Genomic DNA, 21,421 nt, shown 5'->3' with positions numbered 1-21,421 from the left:
TATTCCCTACACTTGATATGCAGGTATTGGTCTCCCCTTTTCGTTCATAGCGTTGCATCTTTTGCACTCTTTACTTTTCAGTTAATGAAAGGGATGTTTCTTTTATCCCTTCAAATTCATTTAATAGGTACTTAGCTATCTTTTCAACTGCGGGGAAGTCTACTATTTCCTCATGTGATCCAGGGACAGAATACTTATTTACTCTTCCTTTTAATAAAGGTCCCCAATCTGTAAACAGCTCTTTTCCTTCCTCAGCACTAAAATAGAGAACTTCTCCAGAGTATGGTATTAAATCATGATCTGCCATTATGTTTAGGCATTTCCTATGAGCATTGATAACTTGCTTCAAATTCATAAGATCTGCATCAGGCGGGAGTACTCCTTCCATAAGTAATCGCTCTACAAGCATATCTTGTTCATGGAAGAGGCCTTTCCCCCGCTCAGTAAAATCTCTAGAAATGAAATGCTCATATATATATGAGAGCATATCCTCCGTTGTTTTATAGTCCTGCTCTGAAGGTACTTTAGTATCCATTAGTATCAACAACTCAACTTCCTCACCTTGATTCTTTAGTACAGTTGCGATTTCATAAGCAATCGCACCGCCTAAAGACCATCCTCCAAGACGATATGGACCTTCTGGCTGAACACGTTTGATTTCTTCAATGTAAAGTTGAATTACTTCCGGCAAGGTCAATTCATCAATTTCTCCCTTTTCTATAAGAGGATTCTGTAAACCATAAAATGAACAATGGTTCTTAAGTAATCTTGCTAGTTGAATGTAACAGAATACATTTCCCATAAACGGATGAACACAGAAGAAAGGTCTTTTCTCTGATTCTTGTAGTGGAACCAGCGCTGATACAGATTTTGTCATATCATGCTTATCGCGAATAAGGCATGCGATTCCTTCCAATGTTGGATTCTTAATCAATGTAGACACCTTAATCTCTTTTCCAAACTTCTCCTTAATTTTTGAAATCAATTTAATTACAAGGAGAGAATGTCCCCCTCTATTAAAGAAATCATCATTTACATAGACATCTTCTATCTGTAACACATCCTGCCAGATTTTAATCAACTGATATTCAATTTCATCCCTTGGAATGATTGGTGTAGACAAATTATTTTTTCTTTGAATTGTTAAACTGTTCAATGCCTTTCGATCAACTTTTCCATTCGGTGTAAGAGGAATCTTGTCTACCTTTATAAAGTGTGCGGGAACCATATAATTCGGTACTTGTGTCTTGAGATATTCACGCCAGTCATGCATACTTCCATCTCCAACTACATAAGCAACCAATCTCTGCTCTCCTAGCTTATCCTCTGTCACCAAAACTACTGCTTCTTTTACCAATGGATGCCTCTCTATACTCGCTTCAATCTCTTCAAGTTCAATACGAAAGCCCCTAATTTTCACTTGATTATCAATTCTTCTCAAGTAATCTAAATTACCATCAGGTAAATAACGAACCAAATCTCCCGTACGATATAAACGCTCTTCTTCATTAAATGGATGACGGATGAATCGCTCTGTTGTTAATTCTGGACGATTCAAGTATCCTCGCGCTATACCTGCACCACCAATATATAGCTCACCTGTTACACCAACTGGAACAGGTAACAAATTTTTATCTAATACATAAGTTTGAACGTTCGGCAACGGACGTCCAATTGTAACTCTCTTACTATCTGTTTCGATATGATAACACGTTGCATCAACCGTACATTCTGTAGGACCGTATACGTTATAAAAATCAATTTTTTCAGTCTCTACTAGCTGTTTCCATAATGACGGCATGATTGCTTCACCACCGACCAATATCTTGCTTGGCACATGAACATCAGCACTTGTTTCTAGTAATCCTCCATCTATAAGTAATTGAAGTAATGAAGGTGTCATATCAAACATTTCCAATTTATTCTCCCTAATATAAGACACAAATCGTTCCGGATTAGTGCGAACTTCACTTGGGATAATATATAAACTTGAACCATACAGCAGCATTTGTAATTGCTGAATAGATACATCAAAGGCAATTGACGCATTCAAACCGACGCGCATATTACTAGGTATCTCATGTGAGAAAACTTCTTTTTGTAAACCATAGGATAGGTTTATTACAGAATGGTGCTGTACTAAAGCCCCCTTTGGATTCCCTGTCGAACCAGAAGTATAGATAACATACGCTAAGTTTTCCCCTGTTACCTCACATATTGGTGAAAGTTTGCTTTCTTGAGAAAGCATTGCTTGGTCCCTATCTAGGCAAACTGTCTTGATGTCTTTAGGTATCCATCCTAGTAATACCTCATTTGTAACTAACACTCTAATTCCCGTGTCTTCTAAAATATATTGCAGGCGGCTTTCCGGATTCGATGGATCTAATGGAACATAGGCTGCTCCAGCCTTCCAAATTCCCATGAGACCAACAACCATCTCAACTGAACGCTCAAAGCAAAGGCCAACTAATGACTCTGTCCCAATTCCACATTTCTGTAAATGATGAGCTAATTGATTAGCTCTTTCATTCAGCTCTCGATATGTTAGTTGCTGTTTTTCATCTACCACTGCCAACGCGTCAGGCGTACGATGTACTTGCTCTTCGAATAGTTGATGGATCGCATTCTCACGTGGATAGGATATAGTATTATTATTCCATTCTTCCAATAGCTTTCTTTGTTCAGCTTCCGTAATATATACTAGCTCCGATAGATTTTGATCAATGTTTTTGAGCATTTGCATTAACACTTGGTGTAAATGACCCAGCATTCGTTCAATGGTTACTCTATTAAACTTACTACGGTCATACATTAACTTTAACGATAACTGGATTCCTGGAACTACAGCTAACCCTAATGGGTAGTGGGTTTGTTCTACCCCTTCCAATTCACCAATTTCCAGATTTTCTGAAGACTCCTCTTTCACTGGATAATTTTCAAACACATATAAACTATTGAACAGCGGTATTCCTCTAGGAACTTCACTCCACCCCTGAATCTCTGTCAAAGAAGCATACTCATATTGTCTTCTTTCTATCTCTTCCTCTTGTATCTTCTGCAACCAATCTATTAATTTTATATCATCCATCAATTGAATTCGCGTCGGTGACGTTGTAATGAAAGGACCTACGATGTTTTCAACATCAATAATCTCCGTAGAACGCCCTGAGCTTGTTACACCAAAAACAATGTCATTTTCTCCACTATATCGGCTCATGAGATATGCCCATGCACCTTGAATTACTGTACTCAAAGTAAGTTTATTGCGTTTCGCCCATCCTTGTAACGCTTGAGTCTGCTCTTCTGATAAATACGTAACCTTCTCTGTGTAACCTTTTTCTTCCTCTTTACTTTCTAAGCCCAGCAAAGTTGGCGCAGTAAAACCTTTTAGCTTCTCTCTCCAGAATTGTTCCGCCTGCTCCTTATCTTGCTCTCTTAGCCATTGGATATATTTCTTATATGGTGAGGACTTAGGTAACTTCACAGCTTCTCCATTCATTCTCTTCTGATAGACTGTAAGTAATTCATTAAATACTAATGGTAAACTCCATCCATCCAGTAAAATATGGTGATGGGTCCAAACAATCCGATATTCTTCCTCACCTTCTTGAATGACTGTTACCCGCATCAATGGTGCTTCATCAAATTGGAAGGCTTGTTTTCGATCTAATGCCAAAAAGACTTTTCTTTTTTCCTCTATCTCTTCACTTGTCATTGTACGCCAGTCTTCTTTGTTCACTTTAAATGGGATATTTTCATACACCACTTGTACAGGTTCTTCAATTTCGTCCCATACAAATGCTGTACGAAAAATTTCATGCCGCTGAATTACAGATTTCCACGCCTGCTCAAAAGTAGGAATATCCATTTCCCCTTGAATCATAAAACTCAATTGCACTATATACGGTGCAACATGTTCATCCCCTTGATCATGCAATGTGTGGAAGATCATACCTTCTTGCAAAGGTGATAGTGGATATAAATCAGTAATCTGATTTTTCTTTCCACGATGCATTTTATTTAGTACATTTGTCAAACCTTCTTGGCTAAGATTAGCCATTGCAAAATCCGAAATGGTCAGTGCAGATTCTCTATCTGAAGATTGAATCAATCTACTCAGTTGATATAGCATATTCTGTGCAATACTTTGAATCGTTGATTTGGCAAATTGTCCAACATTGTATACCCAAGTGAAATGAAGTTTTCCATCCGTTACAACCCCAATTACATCAATTACATGCGATCGCTTGGAACCGGCAGCATGATCTAAACGCTTAAATTCGTTCTCCGGAATAAACATTGCATCGCTAGAAAACATTTGGTCAAATTGTCCAAGATAGTTAAAACTAATAGACGGTGTATATTGGGAGCTTAATGGCTCACACATTGTTGTGTTCATGTAACGCAACACCCCATAATCAACACCCTTATTAGGAATTTTGCGAACTTGTTCTTTAACTGCTTTTAATGCTGCAATTGGCGTATTAGCATTAGTAATATTTAAATGAACTGGGTAAATACTTGTAAACCATCCCACGGTTCTCGATAAATCAACATCTTCAATAATCTCTTCTCGACCATGTCCCTCTAAATCTACGCTTAGTATCGGCTGCCCCGTACATGCTGCTGTAGCTTGTACCAATGCTGCTAATAATACTTCATTGATTTGGACACGGTGAGTGCTTAAAGTCTCTTGCAATAACATACGGGTCTCATTCTCGTTTAACACCACAGTAATTTCCTCAGTTACTGCGCTTACTGGATTACTTATAGTACCATCTACTGGCAGTATAACTACGTCTTGTTCAACCTGCTGCTCCCAGTAATGTAGCACTTCTTTTGATATTCCAGTTTGAGCGTAATGTTGTAATTTCTCCGACCATTCTTTAAAAGATGTACTCTTCATAGGTAATTGAATTTTTTGCCCTTGGACCGCTTGCGTATATGCTGTTTGCAAATCTTCCAATAAAATCCGCCAAGAAACACCATCCACGGCTAAGTGATGAATTGTCCAAAATAATCGACCAGTCTCCTCACCTTCATCAAAATACACCATTCTCATTAAAGGACCATCATGTAAATTCAATCTTTCTTGTGCAACATTAATCTCTTTTTGAATAACTTCATGCCAATCCGCTTCCGGCACTTCGTCTAATGAAATGACAGTCAGCATCAATTGTTCTTCAATTCCTTCATTCCACTGTTCCCAAGTCCCATTAGGTAAACGTTCATATCTTAAACGCAGGGCATCATGATGAAGTAGAAGGTTACGCGCTGCCTTTTCCAGTGATCCTATGTCCAATTTTTCTTTCGTTCTAAAGAACATGGATTGATTCCAATGATGTGGATTAGGATGATTTTGCGCAAAAAACCTTTGCTGAATAGGTGTAAGTATCGTCTCTCCAGTTATAATTCCTTGTTCAGCTTGTACACCTTGTTCTTCTTTGACTACTTGCGCTAACTCAGCAATCGTTTGGTGTTCAAATAGTTGTTTTGGTGTCAACTGTAAACCAGCTTGCTTTGCGCGAGAGACAATCTGAATGCTAAGAATTGAATCTCCACCAATTTCAAAAAAGTTATCATAAATACCAATACGTTTTGAACCTAGCACACGTTCCCAAATGATAGAAAGCTTATGTTCACGTTCATTTCTTGGGGCTGCGTAGCCTTCTTGTATTCCTTGATAATCTGGTATAGGTAACGATTTCCGATCAACCTTTCCATTTATGGTTAGCGGTAATTCTTTCATTTCGACAAAGTAGGAAGGTATCATATGGATTGGCAGTTTTGTTTTAAGATACTCTCGCCATTCTTCTACACTACCTTCGCCCACTACATAAGCTACTAACCTCTTATCTCCCGACTGATTTTCCCTAACTATTACAACTACCTCTTTTACCAAGTCATGCTCTTGTAAAGTCGACTCAATCTCCCCAAGTTCGATTCGAAATCCTCTAATCTTCACTTGATTATCCATTCTTCCTAAGTAGTCTATATTACCATCAGGAAGATATCTCACAAGATCGCCTGTTCTATATAACCTCTCGCCTTCTTTGAATGGATGAGAAATAAATCGTTCGGATGTTAACTCTGGACGATTCAAGTACCCCTTTGCTAGACCTACTCCTCCGATATAAAGTTCCCCCATCACACCAACTGGAACTAGCAACCTATTACTATCTAATACATAAGTTTGGACGTTAGGCAATGGACGTCCAATTGTTACTCTCTTACTATCTTTTTTGATATGATAGCATGTTGCATCAACCGTACATTCTGTAGGACCATATACATTATAAAACTGTATTTTATCAGTCTCTACTAGCTGTTCCCATAATGACGGCATAATTGCTTCACCACCAACCAGTACCTTACTTGGAGCATGAACGCCATCGCACGTTTCTAACAATCCGGCATCTATAAGTAATTGAAGCAATGAAGGTGTTATATCAAAGATTTCTAACTTGTTCTCCCTAATATAAGCTACAAACTGCTCCGGATCACTTCGTACTTCATTCGGAATAATATACAAACTTGAACCATAAAGCAGCATTTGTAATTGCTGGATAGATGCATCAAAGGCAATTGACGCATTTAAACCGACATGCATGTTAGATGGTATCTCATGTTCGAAAACCTCTTTTTGTAAACCATGCGACAAGTTTAGTACAGAATGATGCTGTATCAAGACACCCTTTGGATTCCCCGTTGATCCTGAAGTATAGATAACATACGCTAAGTTTTCTCCTGTTACTTCACATTTTGGTGAAAGAATGCTTTCTTGTGAAATCATTGCTTGATCCCTATCTAGACAAACTATCTTGATTTCTTTAGGTATCCAGTCTTCCAATGACTCGTTCGTAACTAATACTTGAATTCCAGTGTCCTCCAAAATATATCGTAGACGACTCTCTGGATATGATGGGTCTAATGGAACATAGGCTGCTCCAGCCTTCCAAATCCCCATAATACTAACAATCATCTCAACTGAACGCTCAAAGCAAAGTCCAACCAATGATTCATTCCCAATCCCGCATTGCTGAAGATAGTGGGCCAATTGATTAGCTTTTTCATTCAGCTCTCGATACGTTAACTTCTGTTTTTCATCTACCACTGCTACCGCATCAGGTGTACGATTTACTTGCTCTTCAAACAACTGATGAATCGTACTTTCCCGTAGATATGCTACAGCATTATTATTCCACTCTTCCAACTGTTTTTGCTGTAATACTGACAATATAGGCAACTTAGCTAATGATTTATCAGGATTCTCCACGATTACATTCAACCAGTTTCCAAAATGTTCAGCCATGGATTCAATAGTTAAGCTGTCAAATAAATCAGTTCTATAAACAAAAGTAAGTAATAAACCCTCTTCCACTTCTGCAGCTGTTAAACTTAAATCAAACTTAGCGATTGGAGCATTACTTTCCATTACTTCTATATTTCTTCCATGTAGTTCTGGTAGCTTCTGTCCCGTATTTTGCAAAGTAAACATGGTTTGGAAAATCGGAGAATGGCTTGTATTTCGTTCAGGTTGGATAACCTCTACAATTTTCTCAAACGGAACATCTTGATACTCATACGCCTTCAATGCTTTTATCCGTACTTGAGATAACAACTCTTGAAATGCCGGTGCATTACTTAAATCAGCTCGATAAACCAAGGCGTTGACAAAGAAACCAATTAGCCCCTCAATTTCTCGATAATTTCGATTTGCAATTGGGCTGCCAACAATAATATCCGTTTGTCCCGTATAACGAGCAAGGAAACTTTGATACGATGCCAATAAGGTCATGAAAAGTGTGGCCCCTTCTTGACGACTTAGTTCGTTTAATTTATCCAGTAATGAGCGTGACAACAAAACATTATGAGTTAATCCATGATGGGTTTGCACTGGCGGACGCGGACGATCCATTGGCAACATTAAGACTGGTAACTCACCAGATAATTCTTCCTTCCAATATGCAAGTTGTTGATATAGTACTTCATCTTTCAACCATTCTCTTTGCCACTGAGCAAAATCGGCATATTGAACTGGTAGTGGTTCCAGCTCTGCTTGTTTTTCACCAATCGCATTCTCATAAAATGCCATCCATTCTTGAAGTAAGATTTCCATCGACCATCCATCTGAGATAATATGATGCATATTACACAGAAGAACCCATTCTTCTTCTGAAATTCTTATGAGTTTCCCACGGAACAATGGCCCTTGTTCTAAATCAAATGGAGATTCGACTTCAGTTTGAATCCATTGCTCCAACTTTCTTTCTCGCTCCTCTAATGAAAGCTTAGTTAAATCCATTTGGAGAAGCGGACGGAAAACGTACGGTTGAATCTGCTGCACAGGATAGCCATCCTCTTCATAAAATACAGTCCGCAAAGATTCGTGACGCTCTATCAACTGATTCCATCCCAACTCCAATGCTTCAGGTAACCAATTCCCTGTAAGGCGGCATGCCATTGGCATATTATAAAGTGCACTATTAGGTGCAAATTGATCAATAAACCATAAGCGCTGTTGGGCATAAGATAGTGGAATATTATTTCCGCGTTCCATCGGCACCAATGGTGGAATTTCTCGTTTTTCGCTCCCCTTACGTAACTGATCTATTCGTTTCGATAATGCCTCGACCGTTGAATATTCGAACAGTTCACGTACTGGCAATTTGATTTGAAAGACTTCCTGTAAACGTGAGACCACTTGTGTAGCAAGTAGAGAGTGACCACCAAGCTCAAAGAAAGAATCCTGAACACCAATTTCTTTTATTCCTAGCACTTGACTCCACACTGAAGCGATAAGTTCTTCCAGCGGAGTTCGTGGGTATACAGTATTTTCGACGGATTGTTCACTAAGTATAGGCAATGCCTTCAAATCAAGTTTTCCATTCGGTGTAAGTGGTAAAAATTCCATCTCAATAAAGTTTGTTGGAACCATGTAATTTGGTAAATGTGTTTGTAGATGTTCTCGCCATTCATGTAAACTTCCTTCACCAACTACATAAGCTACTAATCTCTTATCACCTTGATTATCCTCTCGTACCAATACAACAGCTTCTTTCACAGAAGAATGCGCCTGCAAAACAGCTTCTATTTCTCCCAATTCAATCCGGAAACCACGAATTTTCACTTGGTCATCTATACGTCCATGGAACTGGAGATTACCATCAGAAAGATAACTTGCTTTGTCTCCTGTATAATAGAGACGTTCTCCTGACTTGAAAGGATGTGGAATAAATTTTTCCTTTGTAAGATCCGGACGATTAGCATATCCACGTGCAAGGCTCTTCCCTCCAATATAGAGATCTCCAATTACACCAATTGGTACTAGCTGAAGATGAGAATCTAACACATAAACTTCTGTATTCGCAATCGGTCGACCAATCGATGGCGTACCTGTTGTCACTCCTACAGGTACGTAACAATCTGTGGTAACAACGGTATTTTCCGATGGACCATACTGATTAATTACCGCAAAAGGAATATCGTTAGATGGATACTGCGTTAATTGATCCCCACCAGTAATGATAAAACGAAGCTCCGTTTCATCTGGCCAAGATAATTTCAATAGTCTTTCCAGAATAGGCGTAGGTGCAAAACTAACTGTTATTTGTGAATCGATGAGCCAGTCCCTTAGCGCTTCTGGATTAATTCTCAGTTCCTCTGTTGACAAGTAGAGTGCTGCGCCAGCAGTTAGATACGGCCAAATCTCCTGGACAGCCGAATCAAAAGCAACCCCTGCAATCTGAGTCGCACGATCCTCTGCTGAAATATGATAAACTTCCTGATGCCAAGAAACCATATTCATTAATGAGCGATATTCAACCATGACACCCTTCGGTTTTCCTGTAGAACCAGAGGTATAGACAATATAGGCTAAGTTCTCTGGATTTATTTGACGTGTAGGTGCGATTACGCTTTCCACCGTTAATTCTTCTAGCCTCACCATTTCGACTTGTGCGAAATGTCCTTCTTGCCCTTCCGCCGTCACTACAAATTGAATTCCTGCATCTTCAATCATGTATTCTAACCTTGATTTTGGATACAACGGATCTAAAACGACATAAGCTCCACCAGCTTTTAAAATGCCCAGTAAACTTGCCATCAGCTCAGCTGACCTCGGAAGATAAACTCCTACCACTGACTCTGGGGCTACTCCCTTTCGCTGTAAAACATTTGCCAACTGATTTGCTTGTGCATCCAGTTCACCATAAGTCCACTGTTTTGTTTGATCAACTACCGCAATCGCATCCGGACGCCTTGCTACTTGCTCCTCAAATCTGTCGCAAATAAGACCCTGATGAGACATTTCCATTACAGTGTCATTCCATGTTTCTAATAACAAAGTACGTTCGGGTTCCGATAGCATGCTCAGGTCATGCAACGGATTTTGTGGACGATGAGAAACTTCATGTAGCCATTTCTCAAAGTGTCCTGCCATCCGTTCAATAGTAGTAGCATTGAATAAATCCTTATTGTACTCAAAAGTAAAAAGTAATCCCTCTTCCGTCTCAGTTGCCATTACACTTAAATCAAACTTTGCAATTGGACTATGGCTTTCTATCATTTCAATACTTCTACTAGATAACATCGGAAACTCTTGTTTCATATTTTGCAAGATGAACATAGTCTGGAAGATTGGCGAATGACTTGTACTTCGTTCCGGTTGCACAACTTCTACAATTTTTTCAAATGGAATATCTTGATATTCATACGCCTTCAATGCCTTTTGACGAACCTGATATAGTACATCTTGAAATGTCGGTCTACCACTTAAATTAGCTCGATAAACCAGCGTGTTAACGAAGAAACCAATTAGTCCTTCAATTTCTCTATAATTCCGATTCGCAATTGGGCTTCCGACCAGGATATCTTCTTGTCCCGTATAACGAGATAGAAAACTTTGATATGCAGCTAAAAGCGTCATGAAGAGTGTAGCCCCTTCTTTTCGACTAAGTTCATTCAATTTATCATGTAGCGTGCTTGGCAGAACCAGAGTGTATATCGACCCGTGATGAGTTTGTATTGCGGGACGCGGGCTATCCACAGGAAGTTGGAGTACAGGAAGCTCCCCAGACAATTCTTCCCTCCAATATTGGAGTTGTTGATCAAGCACCTCCTCCTTTAGCCATCCTTTTTGCCACTGAGCAAAGTCGGCATATTGAACCGGTAATGGTTCAAGTTCCGCTACCTTTCCATCCGTTGCTTTCTCATAAAATGCCATCCATTCTTCAAGTAGGATTCCCATTGACCATCCATCTGAAATGATATGATGTAGAGTACAAAGGAGTATCCATTCTTCCTCTCCCACGTGCAAAATACTTGTCCTGATTAATGGACCCTCTGTTAAATCAAATGGCACTTCTGTTTCTTGTTGAATTAAACGTTTAACTTCTTCTTCTTGGTCTTCAGAAGAAAGCATAGTTAAATCCGTTTTCGGAATTGATTGAAAAGCATACGTTTCAATTTGCTGTACGGGTTGACCGTTCACTTCGTGAAAGACCGTCCGCAGTGATTCATGACGTTCTATTAGTTGATTCCATCCCGTTTCCAATGCTTCAAGTAGCCAATTCCCTGTAAGGCGGCATACCATTGGTATATTGTAAAGGGCACTATTAGGTGTAAATTGATCAATGAACCATAAGCGTTGTTGGGCATAAGATAGTGGGATAGCTTCTCCTCGTTTCATTGGTATCAGCGGCGGAATCTCTCGTTTTTTATCTCCTTTACGTAACTGATCTAATCGCTTTGCCAGTGACTCCACCGTTGTATATTCAAATAGTTCACGTACTGGTAATTCAATTTGAAAAATTCCCTGTAAACGTGAAACTACTTGAGTAGCTAGTAGTGAATGACCACCGATTTCAAAAAAGGAATCCTGAACATTAATATTTTTTATTCCTAACACTTGGCTCCAAACGGAAACGATAAGCTCCTCCACTGGTGTTCGTGATGAAGTAATATCTTCACTTATGAACTGTTCTTCTAATTCCAGTAAGGCTTTCCGATTCACCTTACCATTTGGAGTGAGTGGCATAACTTCAATTTTGAAAAAGTATGCCGGAACCATATAATGTGGCAGTTGCTTCTTGAGATATTCACGCCACTCCCCAGTATCGCCTTCACCCACTACATAAGCTATTAACTGCTTATCTCCTGGTCGATCTTCCTTCACCAACACGACTGCCTCTTTTACAGATGAGTGATCATGTAAAGCTGCTTCAATTTCTCCCAATTCAATTCGGAATCCTCTAATTTTAACTTGGTTATCTATTCTTCCAATATATTCTAAGTTACGATCATTCATATATCTCACCAAGTCACCCGTTCGATATAATCGTTCCCCATCCTTAAAGGGATGCGGAATAAAACGTTCAGTAGTTAAATCCGGTCGATTGAAGTAGCCACGTGCTAATCCTACTCCTCCAAGGTAAAGTTCCCCTGCCACACCAATCGGGACGACTTGTTGATATTGATCTAACACATACAACTCTGTATTATCAATCGGACGACCAATCGGAATAAGCATTGGTTCTTTTTCTAAATCACAATCGTAATAAGTCACATCCACAGTTGCTTCAGTAGGACCATACAAGTTAATTAACTTTGTTTGCTGAACATTGTAAAAGATCCCCTTAAACCGGCGAACCTGCTCAGTGTTTAACGCTTCTCCACTAGTAAAAACTTGAATTAAAGACGATACATCCCTTTTCGAATTATATAGTTCCATATAATCTAAGAAAGTAGATAACATCGACGGAACAAAGTGCATGGTGGACACGCGATATCGTTCAATATACTCCTCAATCACCGCAGGATCTTTCTCTCCTCCTGGTGGAAGTAAACAAACACGTGCTCCTACAAATGACCACCAAAATAATTCCCATACAGAAACATCAAATGAAAACGGTGTCTTTTGTAGGATTGTATCCTCCCCGGACAATGGGTATTTTTTCTGCATCCACTGTAGGCGGTTGATAACGGAATGATGTTCAATCATTACCCCCTTTGGATTTCCCGTCGAACCCGAAGTGTATATAATATAGGCTAAGTTATTTGCTGTTACTCCACTTACCGGAGCTAAATTACTCTCTTTAGAAATCATCACTTGATCCCGATCTAAACAAATTGCTTGAATATCTTTAGGTAACCAGTCCTGTAGTGCCTCTTTTGTTAACAGCACTTGAATTTGTGAATTCTCCAAAATATATCTCAGGCGGTTTTCAGGATAACTTGGGTCCAGTGGGACATAAGCCCCACCTGCCTTCAAAATCCCAAAGAGACCGATAATCATATCAGGAGAACGTTCAATACATATACCAACCAATGATTCAGGTCCGATACCTCGTTTTTGTAGAAAATGTGCCAATTGATTCGATTTTTCATTTAGTTCTTGATACGTTAGCTTTCCACCCTCATAAACTACCGCCACTGCATCAGGTGTCCGTGCAACTTGTTGCTCAAATAGCTCATGAATCATACAATCATGACCATAAACTACGTCCGTATCATTCCATTCTTCTAAGAGTTGTTTTTGCTCAGTATCCGATAACATTGACAGCTTTGTATATGATTCATCTGGATGATACGTGATTTCATTTATCCAGTTCTCAAAATGTCCTGCCATACGTGCAATGGTACTACTATCAAATAAATCCGTGTTGTATTCAAATGAGACGAATAGACCTTCTTCCACTTCATAGGCAGTTAAGCTCAAATCAAATTTAGCAATAGACATATTACTTTCTACCATTTCAATACTTCTATCAGGCAAATCTAGTCGTTCTTGTTTTATATTCTGTAGCGTAAACATGGTCTGAAATATAGGGGAATGACTCATGCTTCGTTCAGGTTGCACAGCTTCTACCATTTTTTCAAATGGTATATCTTGATATTCGTAAGCTTTTAACGCCTTTTTCTTTGTTTGGTTCAAAATCTCCCGAAAAGTAGGGGTGCCACTCAAATCTGATCGATAAACCAATGTATTAACAAAGAAACCAATTAATCCTTCTACTCCCTTATGGTTCCGATTTGCAATCGGGCTACCAACTAGAATATCTTTTTGTCCCGTATAACGAGCGAGAAAGCTCTGGTATGCGGCCATTAAAGTCATAAATAAAGTGGATCCTTCTTGTCGACTTATATCCTTCAATTGACTGAGCAATTTATAAGGAAAAATCACGTGATGCGCAGCCCCAGAGTAAGTCTGCTTAACCGGTCGAGGTCGATCCACTGGCAGTTGTAAGATAGGAAGCTCACCAGACAATTCTTCCTGCCAATACGTAAGCTGACGATTTAGCACATCACCTTGCAACCACTCCTTTTGCCACTTCGCAAAGTCTGCATATTGAATAGATAATGAACTTAATTTAGCAGGATTTCCGCCTGTTTCTTCTTCATAGAAAGCAAGGCATTCATTCATGAATATACCAATGGACCAAGCATCAGAAATAATATGATGCATCGTACACAGTAATAACCATTCATCCTTCTCTAATTGAACAAGCTGATTACGAATTAAAGGACCATTCATTAAATCAAATGGTTCTTGCGCTTCTCTCGCAATTAAACTATCTACCTCTTTTTCTTTTACTTCTAGAGGAAGTTGAGAGTAATCCCTTACAGGTAATGCGCTAGGAAGGAATTCGACAATTTGTTGCACAGGCTGTTCTCCTATTTCTTTAAAAACAGTTCGTAATGATTCATGACGTTCAATGAGTCGATTGAATCCCTTCTCTAATGCTTCAGGTATCCAATTTCCTTTTAGATGCCATACTGTTGGAATATTATATAAAGAACTGTTTGGGTTAAATCTGTCCATAAACCACAAACGTTGTTGTGCATAAGACAACGGGAGTGCTTCTTTATTCTCCTTTTTTTGCATTTGCTTCTGAAGCCATGCTCTCTTCTCAGGAGAAAGTGAACTCAGCTTTGCAAGTAAATCACTTCTCATTTTTTTACCCCTTCCTCAATCAAATTACTCTCGAATATCCCTTGTGCTTCTTCCTCTGATAGCTCCTCTAATTGCTTAAGTAGTTCCAATAATTCTTCATCATTACTCACTTCTGCTTCTTTTTGAACATAGTCTTGAAGACTTACATTCTCCTTACTATCATTCTGCATTTCTTGATTTTTGTTATCGAGCAATTGATCAATCTGTTCTGCCAATTGCTGCACCGTATGAAACATAAATAAATCATGCAATGGTATCTCGATTCCAAAAGCCTCTTTAAGATTGGAAACAGCTTGCGTAGCAAGTAATGAATGTCCACCAATTTCAAAAAACGAATCCTGAATTCCGATGTTTTCCATACCTAAAACTTCATGCCATATCGAAACAATTGTTTTTTCCGTAGACGTACGAGGAGCAATATAACAACTCGCTATCTCCTGCTTCTCTGGTGCTGGTAAAGCCTTCCTATCAATTTTCCCATTAGGAGTGAGTGGAAATGCATTTAATCCAACAAAATAGGATGGAATCATATAATTTGGTAGTTGATCCTTGAGATAATCACGCCACTTTTGAGCATCCCCGTCTCCTACAACATAGGCGATCAAACGTGGATCGCCAGGATAATCTTCCCGCACCATTACAATAGCTTCGTTAACTAATATATGCCTTTGTAATGCCGCTTCAATTTCTCCTAGTTCAATCCGGAACCCACGAATTTTTACTTGATGATCAATTCGTCCAACATACTCCAAATTTCCATCTGGTAAATACCTTACTAGATCTCCAGTCCGGTATACTCGCTCTCCTTCTTTAAACGGATGCGATATAAAAAGATTTTGCGTTAAGTCAGGGCGGTTTAAATATCCACGTGCTAACCCTGATCCACCAATGTATAGCTCACCAACTACACCAATTGGAACCATTTTTTGTTCGGCACTTAGTACATATACTTCTGTATTGAATATTGGTTTACCAATTGGTGGTACCCTATACATGACACCCTTTTCTAATTCCATATACGTGGAATACGTAGTATCTTCGGACGGTCCATATAGGTTGTACACCTTTTCGATTGTACTTCTCTCGTATAAATCTTGAACAAGCGAATATGGCAATGGTTCTCCAGCCAAATTCATCACCTTTACCGAAGAAGGGATTGTTTTTACTCGAACCAGTTCCTTCGCTACCGATGGCACAGTATTAACCAAAGTTACACCTTTGGTAGACAACTTCTCTAGATGTAGAGCATTTTCAGTGACAATCACCTTACCACCCATCGTTAAGGGAACAAATAATTCAAAAACGGATAAATCAAAAGATAGCGAAGTTGAAGCTAACACTCCCGCTAATTCCTTTCGGGAATACGTACGATGCGCCCAATGAATCATTGTTACTGTATTCCTGTGCTCAATCATTACTCCCTTTGGATTTCCAGTGGAACCTGAAGTATAGATAATATAGGCTAAGTTATCGCCCGTCACTTCACTCATACATACCGTAGTTACTTCTTGTTCTATTTCTGCTCGATTACGATCAATACAAATCACGTCAACGAATTTAGGTATAACCATTTTTTGTTGTAACTTTTCCTGTGTCACCAGTACCTTTATTTGAGTATCCTCTAAAATGTATTGCAGTCGACTTTCCGGATACGCTGGATCAATTGGGACATATGCTCCTCCTGCCTTCATAATTCCTAAGAGGCCTACAATCATCTCAGATGAACGTGTAACACAAATCCCAACCAATGATTCGCAACCTACACCATTTTTCTGTAAATAATGTGCCAACTGATTCGAGCGTTCGTCCAACTCTCGATATGTTAGTTCTTCATCTTCGCACACTACTGCAATTGCTTCTGGTGTTTTTTTCACCTGTTCTTCAAACATTGTATGAATCGTACTTTCTTCCATATCTATAACATGCGATTTATTCCATTCCTCTAGTAGTTGCTTATATTCTACTTTCGATAACATATTCAGTTCTGATAGTACACATTTTGGATGAGAGACAATTTGATTTAACCAATGTTTAAAATGACTTGCCATACGCTCAATGGTTGTATCATTAAACAAATCAGTATTATATTCAAAGGTTAGTGATAATCCTTCTTCCGTCTCAGAAGCAAATAAACTCAAATCAAATTTGGCAACAGAAGCATGGCTTTCCATGAGTTCCATTTGTCTTTCAGATAGCTGAAGAAACTCTTGTTTCGTATTCTGTAAAGTAAACATAGTTTGGAATATTGGTGAATGACTTGTATTCCGTTCAGGTTTTACGGATTCTACCACTTTCTCAAATGGGATGTCCTGATACTCGTATGCTTTTAGCGCTTTTTTTCTTACCTGCGACAAAAGTTCTTGGAACGTCGGATTTTCACTGAAATCAGCTCGATAAACCAACGTATTTGCAAAGAATCCAATTAATCCCTCAATCTCTTTCACATTTCGATTAGCGATTGGGCTTCCAACTATAATGTCGTCCTGTCCTGTATAACGAGAAAGGAAGCTTTGATACGCTGCCATCAATGTCATAAATAAAGTGCATCCTTCTTGCAGACTTAAATCTTTGAGCTTTTCCTGTAGGGAATTCGCCACTATTAAGGACTGACTTGCACCACGATGGGTTTGAACTGCAGGTCGAGGACGATCCATCGGTAATTGTAAAACCGGTAGTTCCCCAGATAATTCTTCCTTCCAATATTGAAGATGCTGATTCAAATTCTCCTCTTTTTGCCATTCCTTCTGCCACATGACAAAATCTGCATATTGGATAGATAACTCCTTCAATTCCACTGGTTTTCCGGTTAGTGCTCCTTCATAAAAAGCCATCCATTCTTCAAGTAAGATTCCCATTGACCATCCATCTGAAATAATATGATGCATCGTACAAATGAGAACCCATTCTTCCCTGTCCACTTTCAATATTCGTGTTCGAATCAGAGGATCTTGTCCAAAATGAAATGGTTCCTCCGCCTCGTTTTGAATAAGGCGTTGCATTTCTTTTTCCCTATCTTCCAAAGAAAGATCTGTTAGATTCGTTTGAGGAATATGTCTGAACACATGAGATTGAACCTGTTGAAAAGGTTCACCCTCTTGTTCTAGAATTGTCGTCCTTAATGATTCATGACGCTCCAACAATTGATTCCATCCGACCTCCAATGCTTCAATTGACCATTTACCTGTTAAGCGACACGCTGCATGAATATTGTACATAGCACTATTTGGCATTAATTGATCAATAAACCATAGACGTTTCTGCGCATAGGAAAGTGGGATAATTTCTTCTCGTTTCATAGGTACAAGAGGAGCAACCTCTCGTTTTTTATCTTCTTTTCGTAACTGATCCACTCGTTTCGCCAATGCTTCCACTGTATCGTGCTTGAAAAGTTCACGTAATGGAATTTTAATTTGGAACAGTTCTTGCAATCTAGAGACGATTTGAGTAGCAAGTAGTGAGTGCCCACCACGTTCAAAGAAGGAATCCTGAATACTAATATTTTCTATCCCTAACACTTGACCCCAAACCGAGGCAATAAGCTCTTCCGATGGCGTCCGAGGTAGCACATTTAAATCTTCAATAACTTGCTCATCAGGTGCTGGCAAGGCCTTTCGGTCAATTTTCCCATTTGGAGTAAGCGGGAAGTGTTCTAACTCTATAAAGTGCGCTGGAATCATATGAGTCGGTAATTGTTTTTGTAAATACTCTCTCCACTCTTGGGTATTTCCATCGCTTATTACATATGCAACCAATCGTTGATCACCTGGACGATCTTCTCTAACTAATACGACAGCCTCTTTAATAAACGAACATTTTTCTAAAGTCGCTTCAATTTCTCCTAATTCAATCCTAAAACCACGCATTTTGACTTGGTGGTCCATTCTACCTATAAATTCTAAATTTCCATCAGTTAGATATCTTACTGAATCTCCTGTTCGATATAGTCGTTCCCAAAATCGATATGGATGCGAAACGAATTTTTCAGCAGTAAGATTCGGACGATTTAAGTATCCACGTGCCAAACCAGCACCACCAATATATAACTCACCCTCAATTCCTATTGATTGCAAGCGTTGATTTTGGTCTAATACATATAATTGCGTGTTCTGTATTGGTTGCCCAATAGAAACAAATTCTTGATTAGGCTGAATATCAAATGCATTCACATAAATAGTGGCTTCAGTTGGCCCATAAAAGTTGGTTAATTTCACTTGTCCACTATAATCCCATTTCTGTTGAAAACGTCTAACTAACCCTGAACTTAGTTCTTCTCCACCAGAAAATACATGGCGTACGGACGAACAATTCATGTTCAATTCAATATGATTGAAGTGGTCTAAGAAAACAGATAACATCGAAGGTACAAATTGAACTATAGTAACCTGATGTTGTTTAATCACTTCAGCTATAATAGAAGGATCTTTTTCTCCACCTGGAGGTAGGAAAGATACACTTGCACCAACGTGAATGCCCCAAAACAATTCCCAAACAGAGACATCAAATGAGAATGGCGTTTTCTGCAAGACCACATCCTTTTCAGAAAGCGGATATTTATGTTGCATCCATTCTAGATAATTAATTACTGAATGATGCTCAATCATTACTCCCTTTGGATTCCCTGTAGATCCTGAAGTATACATAACATACGCTAAATTTTCTCCTGTTACACCACTTATACATGGGGTTGTTTCTTCTTTTTCAATTGCAGTGTAATCTTTATTCATACAAATCGTTTCTATATTTTCAGATACAAACAAATTTTTAGAATTCTCTTCCGTCACTAGTACTTCGATTCCAGCATCCTCTAATATATATCGAAGTCGACTCTCTGGATAAGTAGGGTCAAGTGGAACATACGCTGCTCCTGATTTTAGAATACCTAATAACGCTATCATCATTTGTAATGAACGTTCCATATATACCCCAACTAGAGACTCTGGGCCTACACCATGCTTTTGTAAATAATGAGCTAGCTGATTTGCACGCTTCTCCAACCCTTTATAGGTAATTTGTTCATTTTCGTAACTAGCCGCGATTGCTTCCGGTGTTTTTTTAACTTGCTCCTCAAACATCGTATGAATCATGCCTTCAGCCGAATAATTAACTTGAGTATGATTCCATTCCTCTAGTAACTGTATCTGTTCTTCTTCTGTTAAATGGGTAATTTCAAATAGTTTTGAGTCTAGGCTCTTCGTCATCTGAATTAATATTTGCAATAAGTGATTCTGAATCAGATTTATTGTTTCTTCATTAAAATAGCTTCGATCATACATCAACTTTAAAGTAATTTTCTTACCGGGCATTACAATGAGTGTTAAAGGATAATTTGTTTGTTCCGTGCTTTTAACATCTAGTAATCTTAAATCATCATTTCTCTCACCTTGAATTGGATAATTTTCAAACACATACAAGGTATGAAATAAGGAGCTATTTCGCGGAACCTCACTCCAGCCTTGAATATCTATCAACGAATTATACTCATACTGTCTTCGTTCCATTTCTTTCATTTGTATTTTACGAAGCCAATCTACTACTGATGTATTATCCGCTAATCGAATTCTGGTAGGTAATGTGTTAATAAATAGCCCCACCATATTCTCTGCTCCCATTAAATCAGTAGGACGTCCAGCGCTAGTTACGCCAAATACGACGTCACTGTCACCGCTATACCTACTCATCAAATAAGCCCATGCACCTTGTACTAACGTATTCAACGTTAATCGACTATTTCGTACCCACTCTTGTAAATTCTCAGTAAGTTCCTCAGATACTTGATAAGCACACTCCCCATAACCCTTCTCTTGTCCTCGATCCTTTCTTTCCATTGCTAATGGAGTAGGTGCATAGAATCCTTTTAATTCTTCTTTCCAAAATTCCTCTGCTTGACTTTGATCTTGTTTATTTATCCATTGAATATATTTTTTATAAGGAAGAGATTTAGGAAGATTCAAAAATTCTCCCTTTATCATCTTGAGATAAACTTCCATCACTTCACTAAAGACCAATGACACACTCCATCCATCTAGCAAAATATGATGATGTGTCCAGATAATTCTCGTTTCCTCTTTTGCTTCTTTAATCGCAGTGACTCTCATCAATGGTGCTTCATCCAATAAAAATCCTTTCCTACGATCTGCAGTCAAAAACTGTTGTAATTTCTTCTCCTTCTCCTCATGCGAATAGGTACTCCAATCCTCTTGATGAATAGTAAAAGGAAGACGTTCGTAAACTGCTTGTAGAGGTTTTTCTACTTCTTCCCAAACAAATACTGAGCGCAGAACCTCATGTCGTTGAATAACATATTCCCAAGCTTTTTCAAAAGTAGCAACATCCAATTGCCCCCCGAGCAAGAAACCTACTTGTACAATATAGGAAAAAGAATGTTCATCATCTTGATCGTATAAAGTATGAAACAGTATTCCTTTTTGCAAAGGTGATAAACCATATATATCAATAACGTCTCCCATT

The 21,421-nt window shown here is 38.8% G+C and carries 2 protein-coding genes; both read right to left on the bottom strand.

Going from position 1 to position 21,421, the window contains the following annotated elements; translation table 11 throughout:
• Positions 1–70 precede the first annotated feature (70 nt).
• The gene (locus tag ACX9TM_RS12660) at positions 71–14,953 is read right to left on the bottom strand and encodes a non-ribosomal peptide synthetase (protein ID WP_072770285.1); all 14,883 of its coding nucleotides are present in this window, start codon (positions 14,951–14,953) and stop codon (positions 71–73) included.
• Positions 14,950–21,420, bottom strand: a complete 6,471-nt coding sequence (locus tag ACX9TM_RS12655) for a non-ribosomal peptide synthetase (RefSeq protein WP_072770284.1) — start codon at positions 21,418–21,420, stop codon at positions 14,950–14,952. Before ACX9TM_RS12655 ends, ACX9TM_RS12660 begins: the two co-directional genes overlap by 4 nt.
• Position 21,421 lies beyond the last annotated feature (1 nt).

This window comes from Bacillus sp. LH1, from assembly GCF_057924895.1.
The sequence above is the reverse complement of the archived record's forward strand: the minus strand, read 5'-3'. Positions and strand labels throughout refer to the sequence as shown.

Coding starts and splice junctions, on each gene's coding strand:
- ACX9TM_RS12660 (WP_072770285.1), bottom strand. CDS start 14,953: ATGAGAAGTGATTTACTTGCAAAGCTGAGTTCACTTTCTCCTGAGAAG.
- ACX9TM_RS12655 (WP_072770284.1), bottom strand. CDS start 21,420: ATGGGAGACGTTATTGATATATATGGTTTATCACCTTTGCAAAAAGGA.